Origin of the sequence: Tropicibacter alexandrii, assembly GCF_003667315.2 — a bacterium.
Classification (GTDB): Bacteria; Pseudomonadota; Alphaproteobacteria; order Rhodobacterales; family Rhodobacteraceae; genus Tropicibacter; species Tropicibacter alexandrii.
The window spans coordinates 1-24,874 of the sequence record NZ_RCTZ02000026.1 but is presented as its reverse complement, the minus strand read 5'-3'; the positions used below and the strand labels follow the sequence as shown (position 1 = coordinate 24,874).

At 65.6% G+C, this 24,874-nt stretch carries 27 protein-coding genes; 20 read left to right on the top strand and 7 right to left on the bottom strand.

Translation table 11 applies throughout. The features are described from left to right. Positions 1-27: 27 nt before the first annotated feature. Positions 28-504 (bottom strand): J domain-containing protein, encoded by a 477-nt coding sequence (locus tag D8Z78_RS21635; protein ID WP_164933056.1) that lies wholly within the window; start codon positions 502-504, stop codon positions 28-30. Between the two features lie 193 nt (positions 505-697). Between D8Z78_RS21635 and D8Z78_RS21630 the strand changes: the two genes are divergently transcribed. From D8Z78_RS21630 to D8Z78_RS21620, 3 genes are read left to right on the top strand one after another with little or no spacing between them, the layout of a single operon-like run. Continuing rightward, complete coding sequence (locus D8Z78_RS21630; protein ID WP_121632760.1) at positions 698-1,348, top strand: GntR family transcriptional regulator; 651 nt, start codon at positions 698-700, stop codon at positions 1,346-1,348. Between the two features lie 28 nt (positions 1,349-1,376). Next, positions 1,377-1,979, top strand: coding sequence for a hypothetical protein (locus D8Z78_RS21625; protein WP_121632758.1), 603 nt, complete (start codon positions 1,377-1,379; stop codon positions 1,977-1,979). Between the two features lie 4 nt (positions 1,980-1,983). Further along, entirely contained in the window at positions 1,984-2,547 is a 564-nt protein-coding gene (locus D8Z78_RS21620) for a hypothetical protein (protein ID WP_121632756.1), read from the top strand. 124 nt (positions 2,548-2,671) lie between these two features. Here the strand turns inward: D8Z78_RS21620 and D8Z78_RS21615 are convergent, their stop codons facing one another. Together D8Z78_RS21615 and D8Z78_RS21610 are read right to left on the bottom strand one after the other, a co-directional pair. Continuing rightward, positions 2,672-3,634: an acetyl-CoA carboxylase carboxyltransferase subunit alpha gene (locus D8Z78_RS21615; RefSeq protein ID WP_121632754.1), complete on the bottom strand. Its 963-nt coding sequence runs from the start codon at positions 3,632-3,634 to the stop codon at positions 2,672-2,674. A gap of 62 nt (positions 3,635-3,696) precedes the next feature. Continuing rightward, entirely contained in the window at positions 3,697-4,287 is a 591-nt protein-coding gene (locus D8Z78_RS21610) for a LysE family translocator (RefSeq protein WP_121632753.1), read from the bottom strand. A 72-nt stretch (positions 4,288-4,359) separates the two neighbouring features. Here D8Z78_RS21610 and D8Z78_RS21605 point away from each other — a divergent pair, with 72 nt between their 5' ends. After that, positions 4,360-4,812, top strand: coding sequence for an Lrp/AsnC family transcriptional regulator (locus D8Z78_RS21605; protein ID WP_121632833.1), 453 nt, complete (start codon positions 4,360-4,362; stop codon positions 4,810-4,812). A 30-nt stretch (positions 4,813-4,842) separates the two neighbouring features. Here the strand turns inward: D8Z78_RS21605 and D8Z78_RS21600 are convergent, their stop codons facing one another. Continuing rightward, positions 4,843-5,802: an L-malyl-CoA/beta-methylmalyl-CoA lyase gene (locus D8Z78_RS21600; protein ID WP_121632750.1), complete on the bottom strand. Its 960-nt coding sequence runs from the start codon at positions 5,800-5,802 to the stop codon at positions 4,843-4,845. A gap of 251 nt (positions 5,803-6,053) precedes the next feature. On the opposite strand from D8Z78_RS21600, the gene dgcN reads away from it, so the two are divergent. The 4 genes from dgcN (at position 6,054) to D8Z78_RS21580 (ending at position 9,822) form a co-directional block, all read left to right on the top strand. Beyond that, a complete protein-coding gene (gene dgcN, locus D8Z78_RS21595) occupies positions 6,054-7,055 on the top strand; it encodes an N-acetyltransferase DgcN (RefSeq protein ID WP_121632749.1) in 1,002 nt (333 codons plus the stop codon). An 87-nt stretch (positions 7,056-7,142) separates the two neighbouring features. Beyond that, on the top strand, positions 7,143-8,108 hold the full coding sequence (gene dgcA, locus D8Z78_RS21590) for an N-acetyl-D-Glu racemase DgcA (protein ID WP_121632747.1): 966 nt from the start codon (positions 7,143-7,145) through the stop codon (positions 8,106-8,108). An 81-nt stretch (positions 8,109-8,189) separates the two neighbouring features. Next, entirely contained in the window at positions 8,190-8,915 is a 726-nt protein-coding gene (locus D8Z78_RS21585; RefSeq protein ID WP_121632746.1) for a hypothetical protein, read from the top strand. A gap of 43 nt (positions 8,916-8,958) precedes the next feature. After that, positions 8,959-9,822 (top strand): D-amino-acid transaminase, encoded by an 864-nt coding sequence (locus D8Z78_RS21580; RefSeq protein WP_121632744.1) that lies wholly within the window; start codon positions 8,959-8,961, stop codon positions 9,820-9,822. 30 nt (positions 9,823-9,852) lie between these two features. Here the strand turns inward: D8Z78_RS21580 and D8Z78_RS21575 are convergent, their stop codons facing one another. After that, entirely contained in the window at positions 9,853-11,040 is a 1,188-nt protein-coding gene (locus tag D8Z78_RS21575; RefSeq protein ID WP_255446374.1) for a TIGR03862 family flavoprotein, read from the bottom strand. 68 nt (positions 11,041-11,108) lie between these two features. Continuing rightward, entirely contained in the window at positions 11,109-12,443 is a 1,335-nt protein-coding gene (locus D8Z78_RS21570) for a mechanosensitive ion channel family protein (RefSeq protein WP_121632742.1), read from the bottom strand. Positions 12,444-12,602: 159 nt separating this feature from the next. Here D8Z78_RS21570 and ybgC point away from each other — a divergent pair, with 159 nt between their 5' ends. The 11 genes from ybgC (at position 12,603) to D8Z78_RS21515 (ending at position 23,070) form a co-directional block, all read left to right on the top strand. Then, positions 12,603-12,989 (top strand): tol-pal system-associated acyl-CoA thioesterase, encoded by a 387-nt coding sequence (ybgC, locus tag D8Z78_RS21565; RefSeq protein WP_121632740.1) that lies wholly within the window; start codon positions 12,603-12,605, stop codon positions 12,987-12,989. Positions 12,990-13,158: 169 nt separating this feature from the next. Continuing rightward, positions 13,159-13,854, top strand: coding sequence for a protein TolQ (gene tolQ, locus D8Z78_RS21560; protein WP_121632739.1), 696 nt, complete (start codon positions 13,159-13,161; stop codon positions 13,852-13,854). A gap of 3 nt (positions 13,855-13,857) precedes the next feature. Further along, complete coding sequence (gene tolR / locus D8Z78_RS21555; protein ID WP_121632737.1) at positions 13,858-14,325, top strand: protein TolR; 468 nt, start codon at positions 13,858-13,860, stop codon at positions 14,323-14,325. 3 nt (positions 14,326-14,328) lie between these two features. Continuing rightward, a complete protein-coding gene (locus D8Z78_RS24755; RefSeq protein ID WP_164933055.1) occupies positions 14,329-15,459 on the top strand; it encodes a cell envelope biogenesis protein TolA in 1,131 nt (376 codons plus the stop codon). 152 nt (positions 15,460-15,611) lie between these two features. Further along, positions 15,612-16,943, top strand: coding sequence for a Tol-Pal system beta propeller repeat protein TolB (gene tolB / locus D8Z78_RS21545; protein ID WP_121632734.1), 1,332 nt, complete (start codon positions 15,612-15,614; stop codon positions 16,941-16,943). A 70-nt stretch (positions 16,944-17,013) separates the two neighbouring features. Continuing rightward, the gene (gene pal / locus D8Z78_RS21540; protein ID WP_121632731.1) at positions 17,014-17,535 is read left to right on the top strand and encodes a peptidoglycan-associated lipoprotein Pal; all 522 of its coding nucleotides are present in this window, start codon (positions 17,014-17,016) and stop codon (positions 17,533-17,535) included. 3 nt (positions 17,536-17,538) lie between these two features. Beyond that, on the top strand, positions 17,539-18,360 hold the full coding sequence (locus D8Z78_RS21535) for a tetratricopeptide repeat protein (protein WP_121632730.1): 822 nt from the start codon (positions 17,539-17,541) through the stop codon (positions 18,358-18,360). Positions 18,361-18,386: 26 nt separating this feature from the next. Next, complete coding sequence (tilS, locus tag D8Z78_RS21530) at positions 18,387-19,607, top strand: tRNA lysidine(34) synthetase TilS (protein WP_121632728.1); 1,221 nt, start codon at positions 18,387-18,389, stop codon at positions 19,605-19,607. 77 nt (positions 19,608-19,684) lie between these two features. Beyond that, complete coding sequence (gene ftsH, locus D8Z78_RS21525; RefSeq protein WP_121632727.1) at positions 19,685-21,601, top strand: ATP-dependent zinc metalloprotease FtsH; 1,917 nt, start codon at positions 19,685-19,687, stop codon at positions 21,599-21,601. Between the two features lie 71 nt (positions 21,602-21,672). After that, a complete protein-coding gene (locus D8Z78_RS21520; protein ID WP_121632725.1) occupies positions 21,673-22,461 on the top strand; it encodes a methyltransferase domain-containing protein in 789 nt (262 codons plus the stop codon). A gap of 24 nt (positions 22,462-22,485) precedes the next feature. Continuing rightward, on the top strand, positions 22,486-23,070 hold the full coding sequence (locus D8Z78_RS21515; protein ID WP_121632724.1) for an MOSC domain-containing protein: 585 nt from the start codon (positions 22,486-22,488) through the stop codon (positions 23,068-23,070). Positions 23,071-23,125: 55 nt separating this feature from the next. On the opposite strand, the gene D8Z78_RS21510 is transcribed toward D8Z78_RS21515, so the two are convergent. Continuing rightward, positions 23,126-23,992, bottom strand: a complete 867-nt coding sequence (locus tag D8Z78_RS21510) for an EF-hand domain-containing protein (RefSeq protein WP_164933054.1) — start codon at positions 23,990-23,992, stop codon at positions 23,126-23,128. 250 nt (positions 23,993-24,242) lie between these two features. Between D8Z78_RS21510 and D8Z78_RS21505 the strand changes: the two genes are divergently transcribed. Further along, on the top strand, positions 24,243-24,874 hold a 632-nt coding region (locus tag D8Z78_RS21505; RefSeq protein WP_128910885.1), incomplete at its 3' end, for a formate--tetrahydrofolate ligase.

Below are 24,874 nucleotides of genomic sequence, written 5' to 3'. Positions count from 1 at the left end.
GTAGGATGGGTGATCACCCATCCTACTTCAGGCGCAGCGCAGGGTCTTGGGCGCGCGCATGTCAAAGATCTCGCGCGCGGCGTCGAAATGGATGGCCACGCGCGGTTTGGGCGCTGGGTCGGTCTCGACGCGGGCGCGACGCACCATCTCGGCGCGGCGGGCGCGTGCTGCCTCTGCCCGCCGGGCGGCGGCGCGGGTCTCCGCAGCACGCGCCTCGGCCTCGCGGCGGGCCTTCTCGGCGCGGCGTTCGGCCTCTGCGCGGCGGCGGTCCCGTGCCTTTTGGGCCGCGAACTCCTCGTCGCTCATCTTCTTGTGCCAGACCAGCGCATCATAGGCGTCGTTCAGGGCCGCCAGCCGCGCCGTCGCAGCGGCCACGTCGTCAGGGTTCAGATCGGGGTGATGGCGGCGGACCTGCTGCAACCACGCGTTGCGGATCGTGGCGAAATCGTCGGTGGGAAGAACGCCGAGGATCTCATAGGCGTCTTGGGGCACGGTCCGGGTCATGTCGCAATCCTCTGTCTGATGATGCGCCGCTCCGAGCCCCCTTGGATCGCCGCAATGTTGTCGAATTTGAAGATAACTTGTCACAATCTCGCCGCATAGCCGCATTCTTGCCATAAAGTTAACGGCACCTTGGCGATTGTGCGGCGCGCCGAAGGCGCTTGACGGCGCCCGGTGGCGTGATCACAAAAGCCGCATGCAGCCTGTGACCAAGCCAGAAACCGCCTCTGCCCATGACCGCGTCTATCGCGGGCTGCGCACCCGCATCATGCATGGCCAGATCGCGCCCGGTCAGCCTTTGACCCTGCGCGGTCTGGGCAAGGAATTCGAGGTCTCGATGACGCCCGCGCGCGAGGCGGTGCAGCGCCTCGTCGCCGAAGGCGCGTTGCAGATGTCGTCCTCGGGGCGGGTCTCGACCCCCGAACTCAGCAACGAGCGGATCGAGGAACTGGCCGCCTTGCGGGCGCTGCTCGAGGTCGAACTGGCCTCGCGCGCGCTGCCCCGGGCGCATATCGCGTTGATCGAGCGTCTGCAGACGATCAATTCCGGCATCGCCGACGTGGTCAGCAATCGCGATGCGGTGGGCTATATCCGCACCAATCTGGAATTCCACCGGACGCTGTACCTGCGCGCCCAAGCGCCCGCCATGCTGGCCATGTGCGAAACCGTCTGGCTGCAATTGGGGCCGACCATGCGCGCGCTCTATGGCCGCCTGCGCCGCACCGAAGCGCCCCAGTATCACCGTCTGATCATCGCTGCGCTCAAAGCCGGGGACGAGCCCGGCCTTCGCCTTGCCGTGCGCTCGGACGTGACGCAAGGCTTGAAGATGCTGGCGGATCGGCAATAGTCCCGAAACGATCAACACGAGGCGCCCGATGACATGGACCTTCTTCGCCGATCCGACAAGCGTTTTCGCCGATGGCAGCGGTCAGTTCTTCGTGCCGTTGGGCGGGGTCGATCTGGGCAGCCTTCTGCCCGGCGGGGTCGGGCCCGTCTGGTGGCTGCGCCCACGCTATGATCCCGAGGGGCTGCCGGTGGCGCATGACGACCCGGACTGGCCCGCAGACTGGTTCCCGTTTCGGCGCGACCCGCAGGGCCGGTTGACCTGCCTTGTCGAGCTGTCAGGCAAGGTCGTGCCGGAGCAGACCCCCTACAGGGCGCCCTATCTAGGCGATCGCCGGGCGCAATACCGCGCGGGCGAGATCGCCGCCGGGGACTTGCTGGAAACAGCGCATGTTCCTGCCCTGTCGATCAATGTGGATCCGGCCGACGCCGAGGCCACCCTGCCCGAGGGCTGGCCGCGCAGCTGGCCCAATGCCAATTGGGGCGCCGACCCGGACGTGCAGACCGACAAGACCCGGCACCTCGTCTATCTGGGCGCGCTGGACACCACATCCTTCGGTCCGGGTGATTGCGACGCAGCCCTGCTGTGCGATCCCCAGAGCGATCTGTTCGTCATCGTGCTGGATTGGAGCTGATCCCGTGGCCGCATCGACATCCCCCCGCCGCCAGGTCCTGCTGAAATTCCTCGCGCTTCTGGCGCTGCTGCTCGGCTATTTCGTCTATCTCTGGCTGCGCTTCGACGCCGCCACCGGCGCGGTCACCGCCGCCCTGACCTGGAGCTTTTTCGTGCTGTGCACGCCCATCGCCGATGCGGGCTTCCTGCTGGATTTCCCGCTCCGGCTGCTGTTCGGCATCCGCATGGTCGTGTCCGAACTCGTGGTCTGGGCGCTGGCCGGTGCCATCAACATCGCAACGCTGCTGCTCGCCCCGGGCTATTACGACACGACCCTGCTGACCCGGCTGTTCGGACAGATCCTGACCCAGCCTTGGCCCTATTGGGCGGTAATCGTCCTGTCCGGCGCAGGTACGTTCCTGTCGGTGAAATTCGGCGACGAGCTGATGGACGTGCTGCATCACCGTGACCGCGACTTCTTCCATTCGCACCAGTTCAAGCACGAGCTGATCATGATCGCCTTCTTCGCGCTGATCGTCTTTGCCTATTACGAACTGATCGCGTCGCTCGGGCTCGACGGCTTGCTCTAGCCCGGCAATCGCGGGGCCAAAAGCGCGCCCCTTGCTTCTCTGGTCCAGAAATACCTCGGGGGAGCCCGGAACGGGCGGGGGCAGAGCCCCCGTTTTCCCAACCCTTGGCCAAGCACCGGCGGCGTTACGCTGCCAACCCCTTCGACCCCATCGACAGGAATTTCTGGCGGCGCGCGCGGATCAGGTCCTTCGCCTTGTGGCCGTCCATCTCTTCGAGCATCCCGGCAATCGCCTTGCCGACATTCGCGATCACCACCGCGCGGTCGCGATGTGCGCCGCCCAGCGGTTCGGGAATCACCCGGTCGGCCACGCCCAGCTTGATCAGGTCCTGCGCGGTCAGGCGCAGCGCCTCGGCGGCCTCGCGCATCTTGTCGCTGTCCTTCCACAGGATCGAGGCGCAGCCCTCGGGCGAGATCACCGAATAGACCGAATGCTCCAGCATCGCGACGCGGTTCGCCGTGGCAAAGGCCACGGCCCCGCCCGATCCGCCCTCGCCGATCACCACAGAGACCAGCGGCACGCCGATCTGCAGGCACTTCTCGGTCGAGCGCGCAATCGCCTCGCTCTGCCCGCGTTCCTCGGCGCCCTTGCCGGGATAGGCGCCGGGCGTGTCGATCAGGGTGATCACCGGCAGGCCGAACTTGTCGGCCATCTCCATCAGGCGCACCGCCTTGCGATAGCCCTCGGGGCGGGCCATGCCGAAATTCCGGTCGAGCCGCGACTGGGTGTCATTGCCCTTTTCGTGGCCGATCACCACGACCGGCATGTCGTTGAACCGCGCCGTGCCGCCCATCACCGCGTGGTCATCGGCAAAGTTCCGGTCTCCGGCCAGCGGCATGTATTCGGTGAACAGGGCCTCGATGTAATCCTTGCAATGCGGGCGCTCCGGGTGCCGCGCGACCTGGCATTTGCGCCACGGCGTCAGCTTGCCATAGAGGTCCTTGAGCATGGCTTGCGCCTTGGCATCCAGCGCGGCGGCCTCGGACGCAACGTCCATCCCTTCGTTGTCCCGCGCCAAGGCGCGCAGCTCTTCGGCTTTGCCTTCGATCTCGGCCAGCGGCTTCTCGAAGTCGAGGTAATGGGTCATTACGGCCTCCTTGCAGTCTGGCGCTATATGGCGGGGCAAGCGCCCGAATGCAATATCGGCGATCAGCTCCACAGCACCGGCAGCATCGACGCGACCAGCAGGCTGGCCATCGTCCAGTTGAACAGGCGCAGTCTGCGGCCATCGCTGAGCAGTCGCCGCAGCGACGTGCCGAACCCCGTCCATGTCACCGCCGAGACGGAGCCGATGACAAGAAACATCGCCGAAATCCACAGGATGGAGCCGATATCGCGACTGGCGGCATAGAGCGTGATCGCCCCCAGCGCCATCGACCAGCCCTTGGGGTTGACCCACTGAAAGGCCAGCGCCTGCACGAAGGTCATGGGGCGCGCGCCCGCCTTGGCTTCGGGTGCCGCCGCATGGGCGATCTTCCATGCCAAGTAGGACAGGTAGGCGACCGACGCGATCTTGAGCACCGTGTAGGTTGCCGGAACCATGTCGAACAGCTGCATCGCGCCCAGCCCCACCGGCACGATCATGATCGGAAAGCCCACCGCGACCCCCGCCATATGCGGCAGGGTCCGGCGCAGGCCGAAATTCGCGCCCGAACTCATGAGCAGCATGTTGTTGGGGCCCGGCGTGAACAGCCCGACAGCACAAAAGGTCGCCAACGCGATGAACAAATCCTGTGTCATGCCGCAATGATTGCGCAGGTTGTGCGCTTGTTTGTTGCAAATTGCGGCGTTTGGCGGAATATCCTGCAATCTATGACTGATCTGGATGACATAGATCACCGAATATTGCGCGCATTGTCCCGCGACGGGCGTTTGTCGAATCTCGCCCTGTCCGAGATCGTCGGACTGTCGCCCTCGGCCTGCCTGCGCCGGGTGCAGGCGTTGGAACGGACCGGGGTGATCAAGGGCTACCGCGCGGTGCTGTCGGGCGAAAAGACCGGCAAGGCCTTTACCGCCTATATCACCGTGGGCCTGAACCAGCACACCAAGCCCGCGCAAGAGGCGTTCGAGCGAGCGATGCGCGCTGCCCCGCAAGTGCGCGAATGCCACAACATCACCGGGGCGGTGGAATACCTGCTGCGGGTCGAGGCCGCCGACCTCGCCGCCTACAAGCATTTCCACACCGAGATTCTCGGCAGCTTGCCGCAGGTCAACACGTTGACGACCTATGTCGTCATGGGCTCGCCCAAGGACGAGCGGGCTTAGGCCGGGGGCGCGCCCCGGCCCGCTTCGGGATCACGACGCGGCGATCATCTCGGCCTGACGGACGATCACCTCGGCCTGCTTGATCGAGGCGATGTCGACCAGACGCCCCTTATACACCGTCGCACCCTCGCCATTGGCCTTGGCCTGTTCCATCGCGGCGAGGATCTCGCGCGCTTCCGTCACAGCCGCCTCGGTCGGGGTGAAGACCTCGTTGGCCAGCGCCACCTGCTTGGGGTGGATCGCCCATTTGCCCACCATGCCCAAAGTCGCCGAGCGCAGCGCCTGTGCGCGGAACCCGTCATCATCGCTGAAATCGCCAAACGGGCCGTCCACGGGCAGCACCCCATGGGTGCGGCAGGCGGCGACGATGGCGGCCTGTGCCCAGTGCCACGGATCGGACCAGTGCTTTTGCCCCTCGTGCAGCATGTAATAGTTTTCCTGCGTGCCGCCGATGCCGGTGGTCGCCATGCCCATGCTGGCGGCAAAATCGGCAGCGCCAAGGCTCATCGCCTCAAGGCGCGGGCTGGAGGCCGCGATTTCCTCGACATGGGCGATGCCGGCGGCGGATTCGATGATGACCTCGAACTTGATCGGCTTGCTGCGGCCCTTGGCGCGTTCGATGGCGGTGACCAGCGCATCGACGGCATAGATGTCGGCGGCGCAGCCCACCTTTGGGATCATGATCTGGTCGAGCCGGTCGCTGGCCTGTTCCAGCAGGTCGACCACGTCGCGATACCAATAGGGCGTGTCGAGGCCGTTGATGCGCACCGACAGGGTCTTGTTGCCCCAGTCGATATCGCCGATCGCCTCGATCGCCAGCTTGCGGGCCATGTCCTTGTCCGAAGGCGCCACCGAATCCTCGAGGTCGATATTGATCACGTCGGCGGCGGATTGCGCCATCTTCGGCGGCAGCTTGGTGTTCGAGGCCGGGCCGAACAGCTGGCAGCGGTTGGGGCGGGCCGGGGCGGCGGGCTGGATGCGGAAGGACATGTCGAACCTCTTGGGTAAGGAAATTGCGTTTGCGTCGCTGAATGGGTTATTAAATTGCCGAATGCTGCGCAAGCAAAATCCCATGCCGCGCTGCCGCGACGCGAATTTGCCCGGGGTTGCAATATCCTTCGGCAAAATGCCCAAATCTTGGAAGAAGTTACGCGACCCGCCGCAGGCTTGGTGCGTTTGAAGTAAGGAATTGGCGCGCAATCGTCCTAGCTTGGGCATCAGGATCAACACCGGAGGCTGCCATGATCGAGACCCCTTATCTGCTATTTCTGGGCGACGCGCCCGACGCGCTGGCCGCGAAGGTGGCGCAGGGGATCAAGGATTGGCGACCCGAAAACTGCGTCGGCCAGTACCGGATGGAGGGGTGCAAGGCCGACCTGAAATTGCCCGACATGGATCTGGCCGAGGCCAAGGCGGCGGGGGCCAAGACGCTGGTGATCGGCGTGGCGAACCGTGGCGGGGTGATTTCCAAGGCGTGGAAAAAGGTGCTGGTGCAGGCGCTTGAGGAAGGGTTCGATCTGGCCTCGGGCCTGCACAACCTGCTGCGCGACGAACCCGATCTGGTCGCGGTCGCCGAGGCCTGCGGGCGGTCGCTGCACGATGTGCGCGTGCCGGAAGTCGATTATCCGATTGCCAATGGCGAAAAGCGCCGCGGCAAGCGGGTGCTGGCCGTGGGCACCGATTGCTCGGTCGGCAAGATGTATACGGCGCTGGCGCTGGACAAATCCATGCAGGCCAAGGGGATGAAGAGCACCTTCCGGGCCACCGGTCAGACCGGCATCCTGATCACAGGGGACGGCGTGCCGCTGGACGCGGTGATCGCGGATTTCATGGCCGGGTCGATCGAGTGGCTGACGCCCGACAACGATGACGACCATTGGGATATCATCGAGGGGCAGGGCAGCCTGTTCCACGTGTCCTATTCCGGGGTGACGCTGGCCTTGATCCATGGTGGGCAACCGGATGCTCTGATCCTGTGCCACGAGCCGACGCGGTCACACATGCGCGGGCTGCCGGGATACAAGCTGCCGACGCTGGAAGAGGTGCACGACATGGCCTTGGCGCTGGCCAAGGTTGGCAACCCGGCCTGTACCGTCGTGGGTGTGTCGATCAACACCCAGCATATGGGCGAGGACGAGGCAAAGGCCTATTGCGCCGAGGTCGAAGCGCGGCTGGGCCTGCCCACGGTCGATCCGTTCCGCCATGGCGCGGACCGTCTGGCCGACGCGCTGGCAGCGGTGTAGGGACGGGGGCGGACGCTGTTCTCGCTGACGCTCGAAGGCGCCCCGCCCACCGTCCCTTTGGGCGTTGCACAGACACGGAGAGGTTCCATGAGCATTGCAGTCACGCGTGATACGTTCCGGCTGGCCGAGGTCTTTACCATTTCCCGGGGCAGCCGGACCGAGGCGAAGGTGCTGACTGTCCGTGTCACCCGCGACGGCGTGACGGGCTGGGGCGAATGCGTGCCTTATGCGCGCTACGACGAGACCTTGGAGACGGTCGAGGCGGAGATCATGGGCTTGCCGGAGGACGTGACCCGCGATGTCCTGCAGGGGCTCCTGCCCGCAGGGGCTGCGCGCAATGCCGTCGATTGCGCCCTGTGGGATCTGGAGGCCAAGCAGGCGGGCAAGCCGGTCTGGGAGCTTGCCGGGCTGTCCCGCCCCGGCCCGGAAATCACCGCCTATACCCTATCGCTGGCGGAGTCTGCGCAGATGGAGGCCTCTGCCCGGAAAAACGCACATCGCCCTTTGCTGAAGATCAAGCTGGGCACGCCCGACGACATGCCCCGGCTGGAGGCCGTGCGGCGCGGGGCGCCCGAGGCCCGGATCATCATCGACGCGAATGAGGGGTGGTCGGCGGAGGTCTATGCCGATCTGTGCCCGCATCTGCTGCGGCTTGGGGTCGATCTGGTCGAGCAGCCCTTGCCCGCCGGAGACGACGAGGCGCTGCGCGAGATCGCGCGGCCCGTCCCGGTTTGCGCCGATGAAAGCTGCCATGACCGGGCCAGCCTGCCGGGCCTGAAGGGGAAATATGACGTGGTCAACATCAAGCTCGACAAGACCGGCGGGCTGACCGAGGCGCTGGCGCTGCGCGACGCAGCGCGGGCCGAGGGCTATGACGTGATGGTTGGTTGCATGGTCGGTTCGTCGCTGGCGATGGCGCCGGCCACGCTGGTGGCGCAAGGCGCGCTGGTGACGGATCTGGACGGGCCGCTGTTGCTGGCCGAGGATCGCGAGGCGGGTTTGACCTTTGACGCCGACGGCGTGCACCCGCCCAAGCCTGCGCTTTGGGGGTGATGCGATCGCGCGTCATCCGAGGTTGTTCCTGACACGTGCCTGTGATCCGATGCGGTTATCCCCAAAAGTGCGAGGTATCCCATGGGTTTGGGCATCACCGTCGGCATTCTGGCCGATCTTATGGAACATGATCCTGACGGCTGTGCTGACATCCAACGGGATATGGCGGCCATCAACCGCGCGCTCGAAAACCGTTTCCTGCCACTTCATACAGAGCCTGAGACCTGCGCGGTCTGGTGGGCGGACGGATACGGCTACTCCGGTTTGCATGCGCTCCGGGCGGTCGCCGCGCTGCACTGGATGGGTCAACCCATCCCACGGAATGCCCTGCTGAATGGCGACGATATGTCAGCCGAAGAAAGGCTGTTTGACGCCTACATGGTGCATCTCTGCGGCCCAGCCAAGGTGGGGAGGATTGGACAGCTGTTGCGACGGGCACCCAAGGCAACGCCCTGCCCAACCTTTGCGCATCTCGTGGCGCATTCCGATGCCGAAGGGTACTATGTCCCGGTGGACTTCCCGGTTCCGATTACACCCCATGCGCTGGATGGCAAGGGGGATCACATCTGGCCGTTGGGCTCTGTCCCACGTCTGAAGGCGGAGCTGGATACACTTGCAGACTTGCTTGACGTGCCGGATGGCCTTGAAGCTGAAGGCCCGGAATTGACTGCCTTGATCGAGCAACCGCAGGTGCACGAGGATTGTCACTTGTGGCGGGCGCAACCCATTGCCACGCATTCACTGCTGATATTGCGAGAAGCCTGCGCCCGATCCCTTGCAACCGGCGCCGCAATCAGCTTTGGGTAATCGAGCCATCCAGCCCGACAGACGCGCCACAAGGAGACCCGCCATGACCCGCACCGTTTACGTCAACGGAGAGTACCTGCCCGAAACCGAAGCCAAGGTCTCGATTTTCGACCGGGCGTTCCTCATGGCGGATGGCGTCTACGAGGTGACCAGCGTTCTGGGCGGCAAGCTGATCGACTTTGACGGCCACGCCGTGCGTCTGGAACGCTCGCTGCGCGAACTGGACATGCGCGCGCCCTGCAGCAAGGACGAGCTGTTGGAGATTCACCGCAAGCTGGTGGAACTGAACGGCATCGACGAGGGCATGATCTACCTTCAGGTCACGCGCGGCGCGGCGGCGGATCGCGATTTCGTCTTCCCCGACCCGGACGAGGTGTCGCCGACTCTGGTGCTGTTCACCCAGAACAAGCCCGGTCTGGCCGACAGCCCGGCCGCGAAGAAGGGGATCAAGGTCATCTCGATCGAGGACGTGCGTTGGGGCCGTCGCGACATCAAGACGGTGCAGCTGCTCTACCCGTCGATGGGCAAGATGATGGCCAAGAAGGCCGGCGTCGACGATGCGTGGATGGTCGAGGATGGGTTCGTGACCGAGGGGACCTCGAACAACGCCTATTTCATCAAGGGCAACAAGATCGTCACCCGCGCGCTGTCGAACGACATCCTGCATGGCATCACCCGCGCCGCCGTGCTGCGCTTCGCCCGCGAGGCGCAGATGGAGGTCGAAGAGCGCAACTTCACAATCGAAGAGGCGCAGGGCGCGGATGAGGCCTTCATCACCTCGGCGTCGACCTTCGTGATGCCCGTGGTCGAGATCGACGGCAAGGCCATCGGCACCGGCGCGGTTGGCCCGCGCGCCACGCGACTGCGCGAGATCTATCTGGACGAAAGCCGCAAGGCCGCCGTGTGATCGCTCAAGTAGGATGGGTTTGAACCCATCCTACCATTGGTCCAGCCAGCGGGCGGCCGCCTGCCCGGACCAAAGGCCGGTCGCCAGACAAGCGGTTAGCAAGTAGCCGCCGGTCGGGGCCTCCCAGTCCAGCATTTCCCCGGCGCAAAAGGTGCCGGGCCTGTTCTTCAGCATGAGCGACGTGTCGAGCGCCTCGAAGGGCACGCCACCGGCGGTCGAAATCGCCTCGTCCATCGGGCGCAGCTGCGCGGTCGTGATGGGCAAGGCCTTGAGCACGCGGGCGAGCGCCGTGGCATCGCTGGGAAGAGGTCGCGTCAACTCCATGATCAAGGCCTGCTGCACCGGCGACAGGCGCAGGGCCTTGCGCAGGTGGTTCGACAGGCTCTGCTTGCCGCGCGGTCGTGCAAGGCGGGTCGCGATCTCGGCTTCCGGCAGGTCCGGGAACAGGTCGATTGTCAGGCAATGGCCGTCCCGCACGGCAGGCGTGAGCGGATAAATACCCCCGCCTTCGAGACCGCCGGCCGACAGGATCGCCTCGCCGCGGTTTTCCAGCATGCCCGCGCGAAAGACCGCGTTCTTGAGCGGCGCACCGAAATGGGGCGCCATATGCGGCGACCACGTCACCGAAAGCGCGGCATTCGACGGTGCAAAGGGCGCAACCGACAGGCCCGCATTGCGAAACTGCTCCGCCCAGCGACCATCCGAGCCAAGCCGCGCCCAGCTGGCCCCGCCAAGCGCCAGCACCGTCGCCGCCGGACGCAAAAGCCGCCCGCCCTCGGGCGTGTCGAACCGCCAGCCGTCCGCCTCCCACCCGGTCCAACGCCAGCGCACCCGCCGGTCCAGCCCCATCCCGTCCAGCCGGGCCAACCAGCGGCGCAGCAGGGGGGACGCCTTCATACCCCTCGGAAACAAGCGGCCGGTCGAGCCTGTGAACATCTCTTGGCCCAAGCCTTCGGCCCATGACCGCACGTCATCCGGGCCAAACATGTCCAGCATGGGGCGCAGCTCGGCCCGGTCATAGGCCGCCCGGAACTTGTCCGGCGGCTCCATCTTGGTCAGGTTCAAGCCGGACTTGCCCGCCATCAGGAACTTGCGCGCCAGCGACGGCTTGGCCTCGGCCAGCACGACGGCATGCCCGGCATCCAGCAAAGCATCAGCCGCCATCAGCCCGGCAGGACCGCCACCGATCACCAAGGCGTATGCCGTCCTGTCTGTCAAAATCGCAGCCCCTTGTTTCTTCTTGTCAAAAATACCCCGGGGGAGCCCGAAGGGCGGGGGCGGAGCCCCTAGACCTCCGCAGCCGTGGGCGGCGTCCGCAATTCCACGACCCGGTGCGGATAGGGTATTTCAATCCCCGCCTCCTTGAGCGCATTCCACACCAGAAACCCCACATCCGAGGTGAACTTGTGCTTGCCGTCGTCAATGCCGTTCACCCAGAACTCGACGGCGAAATCCACGCCGCTTTCGCCGAATCCCCGCAGCTCGCAATCGGGCGGAAAAGGCGCGTCGAGCACGGCCGGATGCGTGGCCACCGCCGCCTCGATGATCGCCGGGACCCGGTTGATATCGGTGTCATAGCTGACCTGAAAGGGAAATTCATAGCGGTTCGACGACCCTTGGTCGGAATAGTTGATGACCCGCGTGGTGATGAAATCCTCGTTCGGGACGACGATCCAGCGCCCGTCGAAGGTTTCGAGGATCATGGCGCGGGCGGTCGTCTTGACGATCGTGCCCGCCATGCCGTTTTCCAACTCGACGAAATCGCCCACCGTGGCCTGACCTTCGAGCAACAGGATGATGCCCGAGATATAGTTGGACGCGATTTTTTGCAGGCCAAAGCCCAAGCCCACGCCGATGGCGCCACCCAGAACGGCCAGCGAGGTCAGCGGGATGCCGGCGATGTTCATCAACAGCAGGAAGGCGATGCCGTAGATCAGGATCTCGGACGCCTTTGTGGCCAGTTGCCGTGTGGCGGGGCGCATCGTCTCCTGCTTCTGAATGAAGCCACCGGTCTGGTCGTTGGACCACCGTCCCAGCCAGAACAGCAGCGACCCGGCGATCAGCAGGCGGATGATGGCCGCGAGCGAGAAAGAGATGTTGCCGAGGCTGACGCTCGCCTCGTTCAGGCGCGCGCTGGCCATGTCGAGCAGACCCAGCGCATAGAGCGCCATGATCGGCAGCAGCACGAACTTGCCAAGGAAGCGCAGGAACGGATCGGTGAGGATTTCCTTGACCAGAATGCGCGCGGCGAGGAACAGGAAGACCCGCTTGCCGAATGCGATCACCGCGCCCGATCCGAACAGCGCCCGCGTGGCCTGTTCGCCGATGGCCGTCAGCGCAAAGGCCAGCAGCGGCAAGAGCAGCGGCAGGAAGATCAGGATGAAGCGGCGCGCGGTTGCGATGATCGAGGTGCTGCCCGTGGCCGGTGTCAGCAGGCGTCGGATCGTCGGGTTCAGACGCCGGGTCAGCAACAGCGCCGCGATATAGGCCACGGCGAGCAGGCCGAATTGCGACCATGCGGCGGGCGAAAGCAGCCAGCCTGCGGCGATCTCCCACCCCTGAAGGGCATAGCCCGCGACGGTCTGCACGAATTGCGGCTGGGCCGAGAGGTCGAAATTCATCGCGGGCTGGATCCTTGGGGCGTTCCCGCCATTTCATGCCCGCAGGTGCCGAAAGGCACAAGGCGCGAGTGACCCGATCTGTCCGCTTTGCGGGCGACTTCGGGTTGCGATGGCCAAGGGCTTGGTGTCAGGTGGCGTTGCAAGCAAGCGAGGCCCGTCATGACCCATACCTTTCCCGTGCGCGTCTACTACGAAGACACCGACATGGCCGGGATCGTCTACCACGCCAACTACCTGAAATTCATCGAGCGCGCGCGCTCCGACTGGGTGAAGGTGCAGGGGCTGGACCAAAATGCCATGCGCGAGGAGGGGATCGTCTTCGTCGTGCGCCGGATCGAATGTGACTACCTGCTGCCTGCGAAATACGATGACGCGCTGGAGGTGCGCACCACCGTCAAGGCGATGACCGGCGTGCGGTTGGTCATGACCCAAGAGGTCCTGCGCGGCGAGGAGGTCGTGTTTCGCGCAGAGGTGACCGCTGTTTGTGCCACGCTGGACGGCCATCCGGCCCGGCTGCCCGCAGAGTTGCGCAAGCGCGTCCATTGAGGCAGGCCTGGCGTGCCCCCCGTCCGACGCCTCCAGCGGCACCAACCCGCCGATGCGCGGGGAATTCGGCGTGATGACGCCAATATGATAGCCTTCCCCCTGCAAATCGGTTAATAACACCGGTAATCAGAGCCCGGACGACACGGGCCGACAGGAAAAGAGCAGGTTCATGGAAGCTGAAACGCTGGCCGCCGCACAGGCGATCGATTTCTCCATGTGGGCGCTGTTTGCGCGCGCCACATTGACCGTCAAACTGGTGATGCTGGTGCTGATCGGGGCCTCGATCTGGTCTTGGGCGATCATCATCGACAAGTTCATCGCCTACCGATCGGCCCGCCGCGAGGCGCGGCGCTTCGATCAGGCCTTCTGGTCGGGCGAGCCTTTGGACGAGTTGTTCGAAACGCTCGGACCCGATCCCAAGGGGCGCAGCGAACGGGTATTCGCCGCGGGCATGATGGAATGGCGGCGCAGTCACCGCGAGGATGGCGCCTTGATCGCCAATGCGCAGCAGCGCATCGACCGGTCCATGGATGTCACCATCCAGAAAGAGGCCGAAGCCCTGCAAAAGGGCTTGCCGGTGCTGGCCACCGTCGGCTCGACCGCGCCCTTCATCGGCTTGTTCGGCACGGTTTTCGGCATCATGCACTCGTTCATCGAGATCGCGGCGCAGCAGAACACCTCGCTCGTCGTCGTGGCCCCCGGCATCGCCGAGGCGCTGCTGGCCACCGGCCTTGGCCTGATGGCCGCCATCCCCGCCGTGGTGTTCTACAACAAATTCAGCGCGGATGCGGACCGGATCATCGGCGGCTACGAAAGCTTTGCCGACGAATTCTCGACCATCCTTTCGCGCCAGCTGGACGCCTGAGCGATGGGCGCAGGGGTCATGAAAAAGGGCGGGGGCGGAAGCCGCCGCAGACGCGGGCGCCGGGGCGCGCAGCCGATGTCGGAAATCAACGTCACGCCGTTTGTCGACGTGATGCTGGTGCTGCTTATCATCTTCATGGTGGCCGCACCTTTGCTGACCGTCGGCGTGCCCGTCGAACTGCCCAAGACCGCCGCGCAGGCGCTGCCGCAGGAAACCGAGGAACCGTTGACCGTGTCGATCACCGCCGAAGGCGCGGTGCTGATCCAATCCACCGAGGTCGCGCGCGATGCGCTGGTGGGACGCCTGCGGGCGATTGCCGCCGAGCGGGCCGATGACCGTGTCTATCTGCGCGCCGATGGCTCTGTGCCTTATAACGAGGTGGCGCAGATCATGGGGGCACTCAATGCGGGGGGCTTTTCCTCGATCGGTCTGGTGACCGATGTGGGCGGGCCTGCTTTGAACGGCGAGTAGGGCATGAGCCGAGGGCTGTATATCTCGGGCGGGGCGCATGGCGCGCTGTTCCTCTGGCTGCTGCTGGGCGGAGTCTTTCGTCCGGAGCCGCCGGATATGCAGATCGCCGATGTGACCGTCCTGTCGGAGGCGGATTTTGCCGCGCTGACCGCGCCATCGGAGGTGGCCGAGCCGCCAGAGCCGGTTGCGCCTGCGCCCGATCCCGAGCCTGAGCCGACGCCCGAACCGGAGCCCGCGCCTGAGCCTGAGCCTGCGCCACCCCCGGAACCCGAACCCGCGCCCGCGCCGCCACCCGAACCAGAGCCCGCGCCGGCCCCCGAGCCTGAGCCGCAGCCGATCCCGGTGCCGCCTGCACCGGAACCGAACCCGACGCCTGCGCCACCCGCGCCGGAACCGACGCCTCAGATCAACGCGCCGCTCGACTCGGTGCGGCCACAGCCGCGCCCGGCGCCGCGCGTCGCCGATCAGCCAACCGAGGCCCCGCCGCCCGAGGCCGTCGAGGCCGAGGAGACCCAGCAAGCCGCCGACCCCGATGCCGAGGCCCCCGAGCAGGCCGAAGAGGCGCAGGAACAGACCGCGCCGCCCGAAACCTCGACCGAGATCGTGACCGAGGCCGAGGAACCGGCCGGATCGCGCGCGCCGACCTCGTCGATGCGCCCGAAGTCGCGCCCGCAGCAAACCGCCCGCGCCGAGCCGGACCCCGAACCCGAGGCGGAGCCGGAACCGGCCCCGACCGTCGCCGACAGCGCCTTGAACGACGCCTTGGCCGAGGCACTGGGCGGCGGCGACCCCGCGCCCGCCGCCGATGGGCCACCCCTGACCGGGCGCGAACAGGAGGCGTTCCGCCTTGCGGTGCAGAAATGCTGGCAGGTGGATGTGGGCAGCCAGTCCGCCAATGTCACCGTGACCGTGGGTTTTGAACTGGGCCGCGACGGCAAGGTCGTGGGCAGTCATGTGCGCCTGATCGGGGCCACGGGCGGCTCCGGTTCCGCCGCCGAAACCGCCTTTCAGGCTGCGCGGCGCGCCGTGCTGCGCTGCCAACTGCCCGATGGCTTCCAGCTTCCGCCGGACAAATACGAGACATGGAAAGAGGTCGAACTGACCTTCGACCCGACAAGCATGCGGCTGAGATGACATCCCACGCAAACGTGACGCCCGAATTCGGCAATTCCCCGCCCAACCGGCCCGGCATGGGTGTTTTGCCGATTGCCAAACTTGCGTATTGTGCCCCAGAGGCGGCCGCAGAGCCGCATATCAGTTCGAGCAGTCCCCAAAGGAGGGATGGAATGACGCGTAACCTCGCCCCGATCCTGCTGGCCATGATGCTGGCCTTGATTTCTGCCGCAAGCCCCGGCCTGTCGCGGGCCGAACCGCTGCGGCTGACGCTGGACCAGGGTGTGGTCGAACCGCTGCCGCTGGCGGTGCCGACCTTCGTCGCCGAGAATTCTGAAGGCATGCAATATGCCGAGGAACTCAGCCGCATCGTGGCCGAGGACCTCGTGGGCACGGGCCTGTTCCGGGAAATCCCGCGCGACGCGCATATCAGCCGCGTCAGCAATTTCGGCGCGCCGGTGCAATTCGCCGACTGGAAGGCGATCAACGCGCAGGCGCTGGTGACCGGCGCAGTATCCGCCGATGCCTCGGGCCGCGTCGTGGTGAAGTTCCGGGTCTGGGACGTGTTCGCCGGGACCGAGATGGGGCAGGGCATGCAATTTGCCGCGCAGGTCGATGGCCGCCGCCGTCTGGCGCACAAGGTCGCCGATCAGGTCTATAGCCGCCTGACCGGCGAGACGCCCTATTTCGACAGCCGCGTCGTGTTCGTGTCCGAGACCGGGCCAAAGGACGCGCGGGAAAAGCGTCTTGCGATCATGGATTACGACGGCGCAAACGTGCAGTACCTGACCGACAGCGCGTCGATCGTGCTGGCGCCGCGCTTTTCGCCCGATGGCAGCCGGGTGCTGTATACGTCATACGAGACGGGCTTTCCGCGGGTGCATATCCTCAGCGTCGGCGATGTGAACAGCCGCATCCTGCAGGCCAATGACGGTGTCATGAGCTTTGCGCCGCGCTTCTCGCCGGATGGGTCGATGGTGGTCTATTCGATGACCCAAGGGTCCAACACCGATATCTGGGCGATGGACGTGGCCTCGGGTGCGACCCGCCGCCTGACGGCTGGCCCGGCCATCGAGACCGCGCCCAGCTTTTCCCCCGATGGCAGCCAGATCGTCTATGAAAGCGATCAGTCCGGCAGCCAGCAGTTGTATATCATGCCCGCATCGGGCGGCGAGGGGCGCCGGATCAGCTTTGGCGACGGGCGCTATGGCACCCCCGTCTGGTCACCGCGTGGCGACATGATCGCCTTTACCAAGCAGAATGCGGGCCGGTTCCATATCGGCGTGATGCGCACCGACGGGTCCGAGGAACGCCTGCTGACCGCGTCCTTTCTGGACGAGGGCCCGTCTTGGGCGCCCAATGGCCGCGTGCTGATGTTCGCCCGCGAGACGCAGGGCGCGCAGGGGGCTTCGGCGCTCTATACGGTCGATATTTCCGGCCGGAACCTGAAACGCGTGCGCACACCGGCGGGGGCATCGGACCCCAGCTGGGGACCCTTGCAGTAACGCCATAGACGATTCCCCTAACCGTCGTTTCGTGGTAAACGAACCCTTAACGACAAGAGCAGGACAGACCATGACCCATTTCCCCAAAGCCCTGATGCTGGTGGCCGCCCTCGGGCTGGCGGCCTGCGCCAATCCCAATCGCTTCGACAACGGTGCCGGGGCTGGCCCCGGCGCGGGTGCTGGCGCCGGTGCCTTCGTGCCGGGCAGCGCCGACGACCCGTCCTCGGCCGCCTATTTCAGCCAGCGCGTCGGTGACCGCGTGCTGTTTGCCGTCGACCAGTCGAGCCTGTCGCCCGAGGCGCGCATGACGCTGGACGGGCAGGCGCAATGGCTGCTGACCAATTCCGATTACCTCGCCGTGATCGAAGGCCACGCGGACGAGCAGGGCACCCGCGAATACAACCTCGCACTCGGCGCACGCCGGGCCAACGCCGTGATGGAATACCTCGTGTCCAAAGGCGTGCCCGCCAGCCGGCTGAAGTTCATCTCCTACGGCAAGGAACGCCCGCTGGAGATCTGCTCCGAGGAATCGTGCTATGCCAAGAACCGCCGCGCGGTGACGGTGATCTCGGCCTCTTCGCTGACGGGGTAAGGCATGACACGGGTTTTGGCGGTACTCTTGTGCATTCTGGCGGGGGCGCAGGCCTCCGCTCAGGAAACCCTTGCCGACATGAAGCAGGATCTGGCGGTCCTGTCGGTCGAGTTGCAAAAGCTCAAACGCGAGCTGTCGACCACGGGCGGCACGTCCGTCGCGGTGGGCGGCAGCACGCTGGACCGGATCAACACGATCGAGGCGGAACTGTCGCGCATCACCGCCAAGACCGAGCAACTGGAATACCGCATCGGGCAGGTGGCCACGGATGGGGCAAACCGGCTGGGCGATCTGGAATTCCGCATCTGCGAGATGGAAGAGGGCTGTGACATCGGCGCCTTGGGGCAATCGCTGCCCTTGGGCGGCGATGCGGTGCCGCAGGTCGCGCCCGCGCAGCCGATCCAGCCCGCCACGGACGACATCCCCTTCGACGGTGAGTTGGCCGTCAGCGAAGAGGCCGATTTCCGCGACGCGCAAAAGGCGCTGGACGAGGGCGACGGCGCGTATGCGGCGCAACTCTTCGCGCAATTCCGCGAGACCTATCCGGGCAGCCCGCTGGAGCCTGTGGTTCTGCTGGCCGAGGGCAAGGCGCTGGACCTGACCGGTGACACGCGCGAGGCGGCGCGGCGCTACCTGACCTCCTATTCCAGCTTTCCCGACTCGAACGTTGCGCCCGAGGCGCTCTGGCGGCTGGGCACGTCGCTGGCCGCATTGGGCTCGACCCCCGAGGCTTGCGTCACACTGAACGAGGTCACGACGCGCTACCCCGGCTCCAGCTTTGCCGGTCAGGCGCAGTCCAGCATGGCCGAGCTGGCCTGCCAGTGAGCCTCGACCAAAGATTTGCCGACGCGATGGGGGCCCTACTGGGGCCCTCTTTTCCGTCCAGCCTCGGGCTGGCCGTGTCCGGGGGCGGCGACAGCATGGCGATGCTGGCGCTGTGCCATGGCTGGGCGCGGCGCTTTGGCGTGACCTTGCGGGTCGTCACGGTGGATCACGGGTTGCGCCCTGACGCGGCGGACGAGGCGGCGATGGTGGCGCGGGAATGCGCACTGCTGGGGCACGCCCATGACACGCTGCGCTGGCAGTGGGACGGACAGGGCAACAAGATGGACGCGGCGCGGCGCGGGCGTCTGGCGCTGTTCGAGGACTGGCGCGGCGATCTGCGCCACGTGCTGGTCGCCCATACGCGCGATGATCTGGCCGAGACGTTCCTGATGCGCCTCGCGCGCGGGTCCGGTGTGGACGGGCTGGCGGCGATGGCACCGATGCGTGCCGTGCATGGGTATACGCTGGTGCGCCCCTGTCTGGACATGTCGCGGGCCGAGTTGCGGCATTACGTGACCACGCTCAAGGTGCCGTTTGTCGATGATCCGTCGAATGACGATCCCGCCTATGACCGGGCGCGCATCCGTGCGGACCTGCCCGTGCTCGAAGCGCTTGGGCTGGATCGCGGGACGCTGGCCGCCACCGCCGAACGGCTGCGCGAAGACCGCGAGGCGCTGGCCCGGCGCGCGCTTCAGGTCTGGCGTGACGTGGGGCGCGAGGAGCCTTGGGGCGGCTTGAGTCTTGCGCCCGGCTGGCATGACGGACTGGAACGCGCGACGCGCCGTCGGCTGCTGCGGGCGGCGCTGACCTATGTCTCGGCGGCGGAATATGGCCCAAGGGGCGAGGCGCTGGATCACTTCTGTGATATGGTTGTCAGCGGCGGCGCGACGACTTTGCATGGCTGCGTTGCCACGTTTGTAAACGGCTGGTTAACCATTTTCCGAGAGCATGCGGCGGTGATGGATCAACGCGCGGGGGTTGGAACGGAGTCCGACTGGGACCACAGATGGTACGTTCAGGGCAATGAATTCAAGGGTTTGACCCTGCGCGCCTTGGGCGAGGACGGTTGGCGGCAGTTGCGGGAACAGGCCGATGGCCCACCGCATCGCATCGCCCTGTCGCTGCCTGCGATCTGGCAGGGCGATCGGGTGATTGCCTGCGACGGTCTGGGATACGGGCCGGGTGCGACAATTGGGGACCTGCGAAAGGACCGGGGCGGCTTCGCAAACCACCTTCTTTCGCATTGAACCGGGCGGGGGGATGTCTATGTTACGCAACAACCCCATGAAACGCGGGTCGCCCCCGCAGTCAAAGGAGTTTTCCCTTGGGCAATGCTCGAAATATCGCCTTCTGGGTCGTCCTCTTCCTGATGATCCTGGCGCTGTTCCAACTCTTCAACAGCGACAGCGGCACCTATCAGAGCCGCAAGATCAGCTATTCGGAGTTCGTGTCGGCGGTCGAAGGCAATCAGGTCAGTTCCGTCACCATCGACGGCGAACAGATTCGCTATCGCGGCAGTGACGGACAGGATTACGTCGCCATCAAGCCCGAGGATGCGGCGATCACCGACCTGCTTCTGGACAACAACATCCCGGTCGAGGCCGAGGCGCAGGAGCAATCCGGCCTTCAGGCTTTCTTGCTGAGCCTTCTGCCCTTCCTGTTGTTGATCGGCGTGTGGATCTACTTCATGAACCGCATGCAGGGTGGCGGCAAAGGCGGCGCGATGGGCTTTGGCAAGTCCAAGGCCAAGCTCTTGACCGAAAAGCATGGCCGCGTGACCTTTGACGACGTGGCTGGCATCGACGAGGCCAAGGAAGAGCTCGAAGAGATCGTCGAATTCCTGCGCAACCCGCAGAAGTTCAGCCGTCTGGGCGGTAAGATCCCCAAAGGCGCGCTGCTGGTCGGCCCTCCGGGCACCGGTAAGACGCTGCTGGCGCGCGCGATTGCGGGCGAGGCCGGTGTGCCGTTCTTCACCATCTCGGGTTCCGACTTCGTCGAGATGTTCGTCGGTGTCGGTGCGTCCCGCGTGCGCGACATGTTCGAGCAGGCCAAGAAGAACGCGCCTTGCATCGTCTTCATCGACGAAATCGACGCCGTGGGCCGTGCCCGTGGCCAAGGTTACGGCGGTGGCAATGACGAGCGCGAACAGACGCTGAACCAGCTTCTGGTCGAGATGGACGGTTTCGAGGCGAACGAGGGTGTCATCATCGTCGCCGCCACCAACCGCCGCGACGTGCTGGACCCCGCGCTGCTGCGTCCGGGCCGCTTCGACCGTCAGGTCACGGTGTCGAACCCCGACATCAAGGGCCGCGAAAAGATCCTTGGCGTGCATGCGCGCAAGACCCCGCTTGGCCCCGATGTGGACCTGCGCATCATCGCACGCGGCACGCCGGGCTTCTCGGGTGCGGAACTGGCGAACCTCGTGAACGAGGCGGCGCTGATGGCGGCGCGCGTCGGGCGTCGCTTCGTGACGATGGCGGATTTCGACGAGGCGCGCGACAAGGTCATGATGGGGCCGGAGCGCCGCTCGATGGTCATGTCGGACGACGAGAAGAAGATGACCGCCTATCACGAGGCCGGGCACGCGCTTCTGGCGCTGGTCCTGCCCAAGCACGACCCGGTCCACAAGGCGACGATCATCCCGCGCGGTCAGGCGCTTGGCATGGTGCAGCCGCTGCCCGAGAATGACCGCCTGTCCTATCACAAGGACCAGATGGAGCAGATGATCGCCATGGCGATGGCGGGCAAGGCCGCCGAGATCGTCAAGTTCGGTGCCGAATCGGTGTCCGGCGGCGCGGCCAGCGACATCCAGCAGGCCTCGCGCATCGCGCGGACCATGGTCATGCGTCTGGGCATGTCCGACAAGGTCGGCAATATCGACTACGCCGAAGCGGCCGAGGGCTATTCCGGCAATACCGGCGGCTTCTCGGTTTCCGCCAAGACCAAGGAAACCATCGAGGAAGAGGTCAAGCGCATCGTCGAGGACGGCTTCCAGCTGGCGATCAAGACCCTGACCGAGAAGAACGTCGAATTCGAGCGCATCGCGCAGGGCCTTCTGGAATACGAAACCCTGTCGGGCGAGGAGCTCAAGCGCGTCATGCGCGGTGAGCCGCCGCACAAGGATGACGACGATGATGACGGCGCGGTCGAGGAAAAGCCCAGCCTGACCGCCATTCCCAAGACCAAGCCCAAGGCCAAGCCCGGCGGCGATGGCGGGATGGAGCCGGAACCCTCTGCGTGACATCACGCGCATTTGTCAACGGATCGGCCGGAGCGTAAGCTTCGGCCGATTTTCTTTGGTGGGGACGGATCATGGCAGGGTGGAACCCGGCGGAATATGCGCGCTTCGGCGGGCATCGCCTGCAACCGGCGCTGGACCTGTTGGCGCGGATCGGCGACCTGCCCGAAGGCGATGTGGTCGATCTTGGCTGCGGCAACGGTGCGGTCGGCCCGGCCTTGCGCCGGCGCTTTCCCGATCGTCGGATCGTCGGTGTGGACAGTTCGCCGGCGATGCTGTCGGAGGCGCGCGCCGAGGACTGTTACGATCTGCTCGATCAGGGCGACATTGCCGATTGGCGGGGACAGGCCGCGCTGATCTTTTCCAATGCGGCGCTGCATTGGCTGGCCAACCACGGCTCGCTGATGCCGCGCCTGACCCGGTGCCTCGTGCCCGGCGGGGTGCTGGCGGTGCAGGTCCCGCACCAGAACCAGCAGCCCTCGCATCGGCTGTGGATGCAACTGGCCGAGGAGTTGTTTCCGGGTCGTGTGGACCGCAGCCACGGCCCGCGCATTCTCGACCCGGCGGCGTATTACCACCTGTTGGGCGGCATGGGACGGTTCACCATGTGGCAGACCGAGTATTTCCAGTTGCTGCCGCCCTGCGAAGAGGGCCACCCGGTGCGCCGCTTCACCGCCTCGACCTTTGCCCGCCCGGTGCTGGAGGCGCTGGATGCGGATGAGCAGGCGCGCTTGATCGCGGCCTATGAAAGCGTGATCGGCACGGTCTACCCGGCCGGTTCGGACGGCGAGGTGCTGTTCCCGTTCCGGCGATTGTTCTTTACCGTCGAGCGGGTCGGGACCGAGCCACGGCCCGCCGACTGAAGCGTTGACTGGAAGGGGTGCGACATGCCTGCCTTGGAACCGAGTGACTACATGGCCGAGATCGTCTGGTTGGGTGTGCTCACCATGACCGACCGCAATGCCATGCTGAGCGAGCGCCGCGAGGCGCTGCACCTGCGCTTTGACGGGGTCGAAGGCTCTGTCCATGGTGGGCTGACGCGCCCCTCGTGCTCGCGCGTGAAGGCGCAATACTCGCGCGGAACCGAGATTCGCAATGAACGGCAGGTGTCGATCCTCAGCCTCGAAGAACTGGAGGCGATCGCGGCAGCCATGGGGGTGGATGAGATCGATCCGGCGCGGCTGGGGGCGACGATGGTGGTCAGGGGCCTTCCCGATTTCACCCATGTGCCGCCATCCTCGCGGTTGCAGGCGCCCTCGGGCGCGACCCTGACCGTCGATATGGAAAACATGCCCTGCCAGTTCCCGGCAAAAAGCATCGAGACCGTCGCGCCCGGCTTTGGCAAGCGGTTCAAACCGGCGGCCAAGGGGCGGCGGGGCGTCACGGCTTGGGTCGCGCGCGAGGGGCGGGTGGCGGTCGGTGATCACCTGCGCCTGCATCTTCCGATGCAGCGGCCTTGGCAACCGGACTGAAAAAACGCCCCGGCGCGAAGCCGGGGCGTTGGTCTGGGTCAGGGATACGCGGGGCTTACATCACCCAGTCATAGGTGAAGAAGACCACCGGCGCGTCCGAGTTGCGCGCGTTCATCGGCGTCGTGTCGGCGCTGTCATCGGTGGTCGCGTCGTCTGACATGCCACCTGCGTTGCGGGACACGCTGTTCTCTTCGGCTGCGCCGTCAGCGCGTTCCTTGGCTGCGGCGACCATCTCCTGCAGGCGCTGGCCGAACTCGGTCGGATCGACGTCGCCCGAGCCATCCGCATCGGTGGCGGCGAAGTCGTCTTCGGCCTTGCGGGTCGCGTCCTTGGCCGTGGCCTGCTGCTGACCCCACTCGGTGTTCGTGACATCGCCACTGTCATCGGTATCGAGCGCCATGAACAGGATGGCACTGCGCGCGGCGGCGTCTTCGCGGGTCATGTCTTGCCAGACGGGCTGGGTGCCCACCGGAACGAACAGGATGCGGCCCATATCCTCTTGGGCCTTGTCATCGCCGCCTGCCATGGCCTGCTGGGCGCTGTCGGCGGCGTTCATGAATTCCTGCTGTGTCAGCGTGCCGTCGCCATTTGCGTCGTAACGCGTCATATTGTCGGCATTGCGGTCGGCGCTGGCGGATTGCGTACCGGCGAACTTGTTGACGCAATCGACATATTCCGCCTCGGACAGGTAGCCGTCATCATTGGCATCGCTGTCGCCAAAGGCGGTGGTCGAGGCGTCGCTCAGTTCCTTGTCGGACAGGGTGCCGTCGCCGTTCTCGTCGAAGCGGGCGTAGCCGCGTTCGCACATGGATGCGTCCATGCGGGTCTGGGTGTCGGCCTCGGTGTCGGTTTGCGCCGTGGCCATACCGGCCGCCACTGTCAGGGCGGTGGTGGCAGCGAGGGTGCGATATACTGTGATCATGGTGCGTCTCCTCCGTTGGGGGGATTGGCGTGGCGCAGGGAGTATCCCCGCGTCCTCATATCCGGGGAACGGCAGCGTCCCGAAAATGTTCCAAAACCCGTGATCGTGTTTCCGATGCGCTCCAAGCGTCGGAAGCCGTCGACCGGCGGTGCCGCAAGACCGTGCCGATATGTCGGATTCGCCGTGACGTGACGTTTCCGTGCCGTTTAAGCGTTGGCGCAAAGACACCACCAACGGGACGTGCATCCAAATGGCCTTCAAAACCGACATTGAAATCGCCCGCGAGGCGACGAAGCAGCCGATCCGTGAGATCGGGGAGAAGCTGGGGATTGCGTATGAGCATCTGCAGCCCTACGGCCATGACAAGGCGAAGATTTCGCAGGCCTTCATCGACGAAGTACAGGACCGCCCGAATGGCAAGCTGATCCTCGTCACCGCGATCAACCCGACGCCCGCGGGCGAGGGCAAGACCACGACCACCGTGGGTCTGGGCGACGGTCTGAACAAGATCGGCAAGAAGGCGATGATCTGCATCCGCGAGGCCTCGCTCGGGCCGAACTTCGGGATGAAGGGCGGCGCGGCTGGCGGCGGCATGGCGCAGGTCGTGCCGATGGAAGAGATGAACCTCCACTTCACCGGCGACTTCCACGCGATCACATCCGCGCATAGCCTGCTGTCGGCGATGATCGACAACCACATCTACTGGGGCAACGAGCAGGATATCGACGTGCGTCGCGTCGTGTGGCGCCGGGTCGTCGACATGAACGACCGCGCGCTGCGCCAGATCACCGCGTCGCTTGGCGGCGTGGCCAATGGCTTCCCGCGCGAGGCTGGCTTCGACATCACCGTGGCGTCCGAAGTCATGGCGATCCTGTGCCTTGC

Bases quoted from the DNA above. Each gene is read 5' to 3' on its own strand.
- D8Z78_RS21635 (WP_164933056.1), bottom strand. From the start codon at position 504: ATGACCCGGACCGTGCCCCAAGACGCCTATGAGATCCTCGGCGTTCTT.
- D8Z78_RS21630 (WP_121632760.1), top strand. From the start codon at position 698: ATGCAGCCTGTGACCAAGCCAGAAACCGCCTCTGCCCATGACCGCGTC.
- D8Z78_RS21625 (WP_121632758.1), top strand. From the start codon at position 1,377: ATGACATGGACCTTCTTCGCCGATCCGACAAGCGTTTTCGCCGATGGC.
- D8Z78_RS21615 (WP_121632754.1), bottom strand. From the start codon at position 3,634: ATGACCCATTACCTCGACTTCGAGAAGCCGCTGGCCGAGATCGAAGGC.
- D8Z78_RS21610 (WP_121632753.1), bottom strand. From the start codon at position 4,287: ATGACACAGGATTTGTTCATCGCGTTGGCGACCTTTTGTGCTGTCGGG.
- D8Z78_RS21605 (WP_121632833.1), top strand. From the start codon at position 4,360: ATGACTGATCTGGATGACATAGATCACCGAATATTGCGCGCATTGTCC.
- D8Z78_RS21600 (WP_121632750.1), bottom strand. From the start codon at position 5,802: ATGTCCTTCCGCATCCAGCCCGCCGCCCCGGCCCGCCCCAACCGCTGC.
- dgcN (WP_121632749.1), top strand. From the start codon at position 6,054: ATGATCGAGACCCCTTATCTGCTATTTCTGGGCGACGCGCCCGACGCG.
- dgcA (WP_121632747.1), top strand. From the start codon at position 7,143: ATGAGCATTGCAGTCACGCGTGATACGTTCCGGCTGGCCGAGGTCTTT.
- D8Z78_RS21585 (WP_121632746.1), top strand. From the start codon at position 8,190: ATGGGTTTGGGCATCACCGTCGGCATTCTGGCCGATCTTATGGAACAT.
- D8Z78_RS21580 (WP_121632744.1), top strand. From the start codon at position 8,959: ATGACCCGCACCGTTTACGTCAACGGAGAGTACCTGCCCGAAACCGAA.
- D8Z78_RS21570 (WP_121632742.1), bottom strand. From the start codon at position 12,443: ATGAATTTCGACCTCTCGGCCCAGCCGCAATTCGTGCAGACCGTCGCG.
- ybgC (WP_121632740.1), top strand. From the start codon at position 12,603: ATGACCCATACCTTTCCCGTGCGCGTCTACTACGAAGACACCGACATG.
- tolQ (WP_121632739.1), top strand. From the start codon at position 13,159: ATGGAAGCTGAAACGCTGGCCGCCGCACAGGCGATCGATTTCTCCATG.
- tolR (WP_121632737.1), top strand. From the start codon at position 13,858: ATGGGCGCAGGGGTCATGAAAAAGGGCGGGGGCGGAAGCCGCCGCAGA.
- D8Z78_RS24755 (WP_164933055.1), top strand. From the start codon at position 14,329: ATGAGCCGAGGGCTGTATATCTCGGGCGGGGCGCATGGCGCGCTGTTC.
- tolB (WP_121632734.1), top strand. From the start codon at position 15,612: ATGACGCGTAACCTCGCCCCGATCCTGCTGGCCATGATGCTGGCCTTG.
- pal (WP_121632731.1), top strand. From the start codon at position 17,014: ATGACCCATTTCCCCAAAGCCCTGATGCTGGTGGCCGCCCTCGGGCTG.
- D8Z78_RS21535 (WP_121632730.1), top strand. From the start codon at position 17,539: ATGACACGGGTTTTGGCGGTACTCTTGTGCATTCTGGCGGGGGCGCAG.
- tilS (WP_121632728.1), top strand. From the start codon at position 18,387: ATGGGGGCCCTACTGGGGCCCTCTTTTCCGTCCAGCCTCGGGCTGGCC.
- D8Z78_RS21520 (WP_121632725.1), top strand. From the start codon at position 21,673: ATGGCAGGGTGGAACCCGGCGGAATATGCGCGCTTCGGCGGGCATCGC.
- D8Z78_RS21515 (WP_121632724.1), top strand. From the start codon at position 22,486: ATGCCTGCCTTGGAACCGAGTGACTACATGGCCGAGATCGTCTGGTTG.
- D8Z78_RS21510 (WP_164933054.1), bottom strand. From the start codon at position 23,992: ATGATCACAGTATATCGCACCCTCGCTGCCACCACCGCCCTGACAGTG.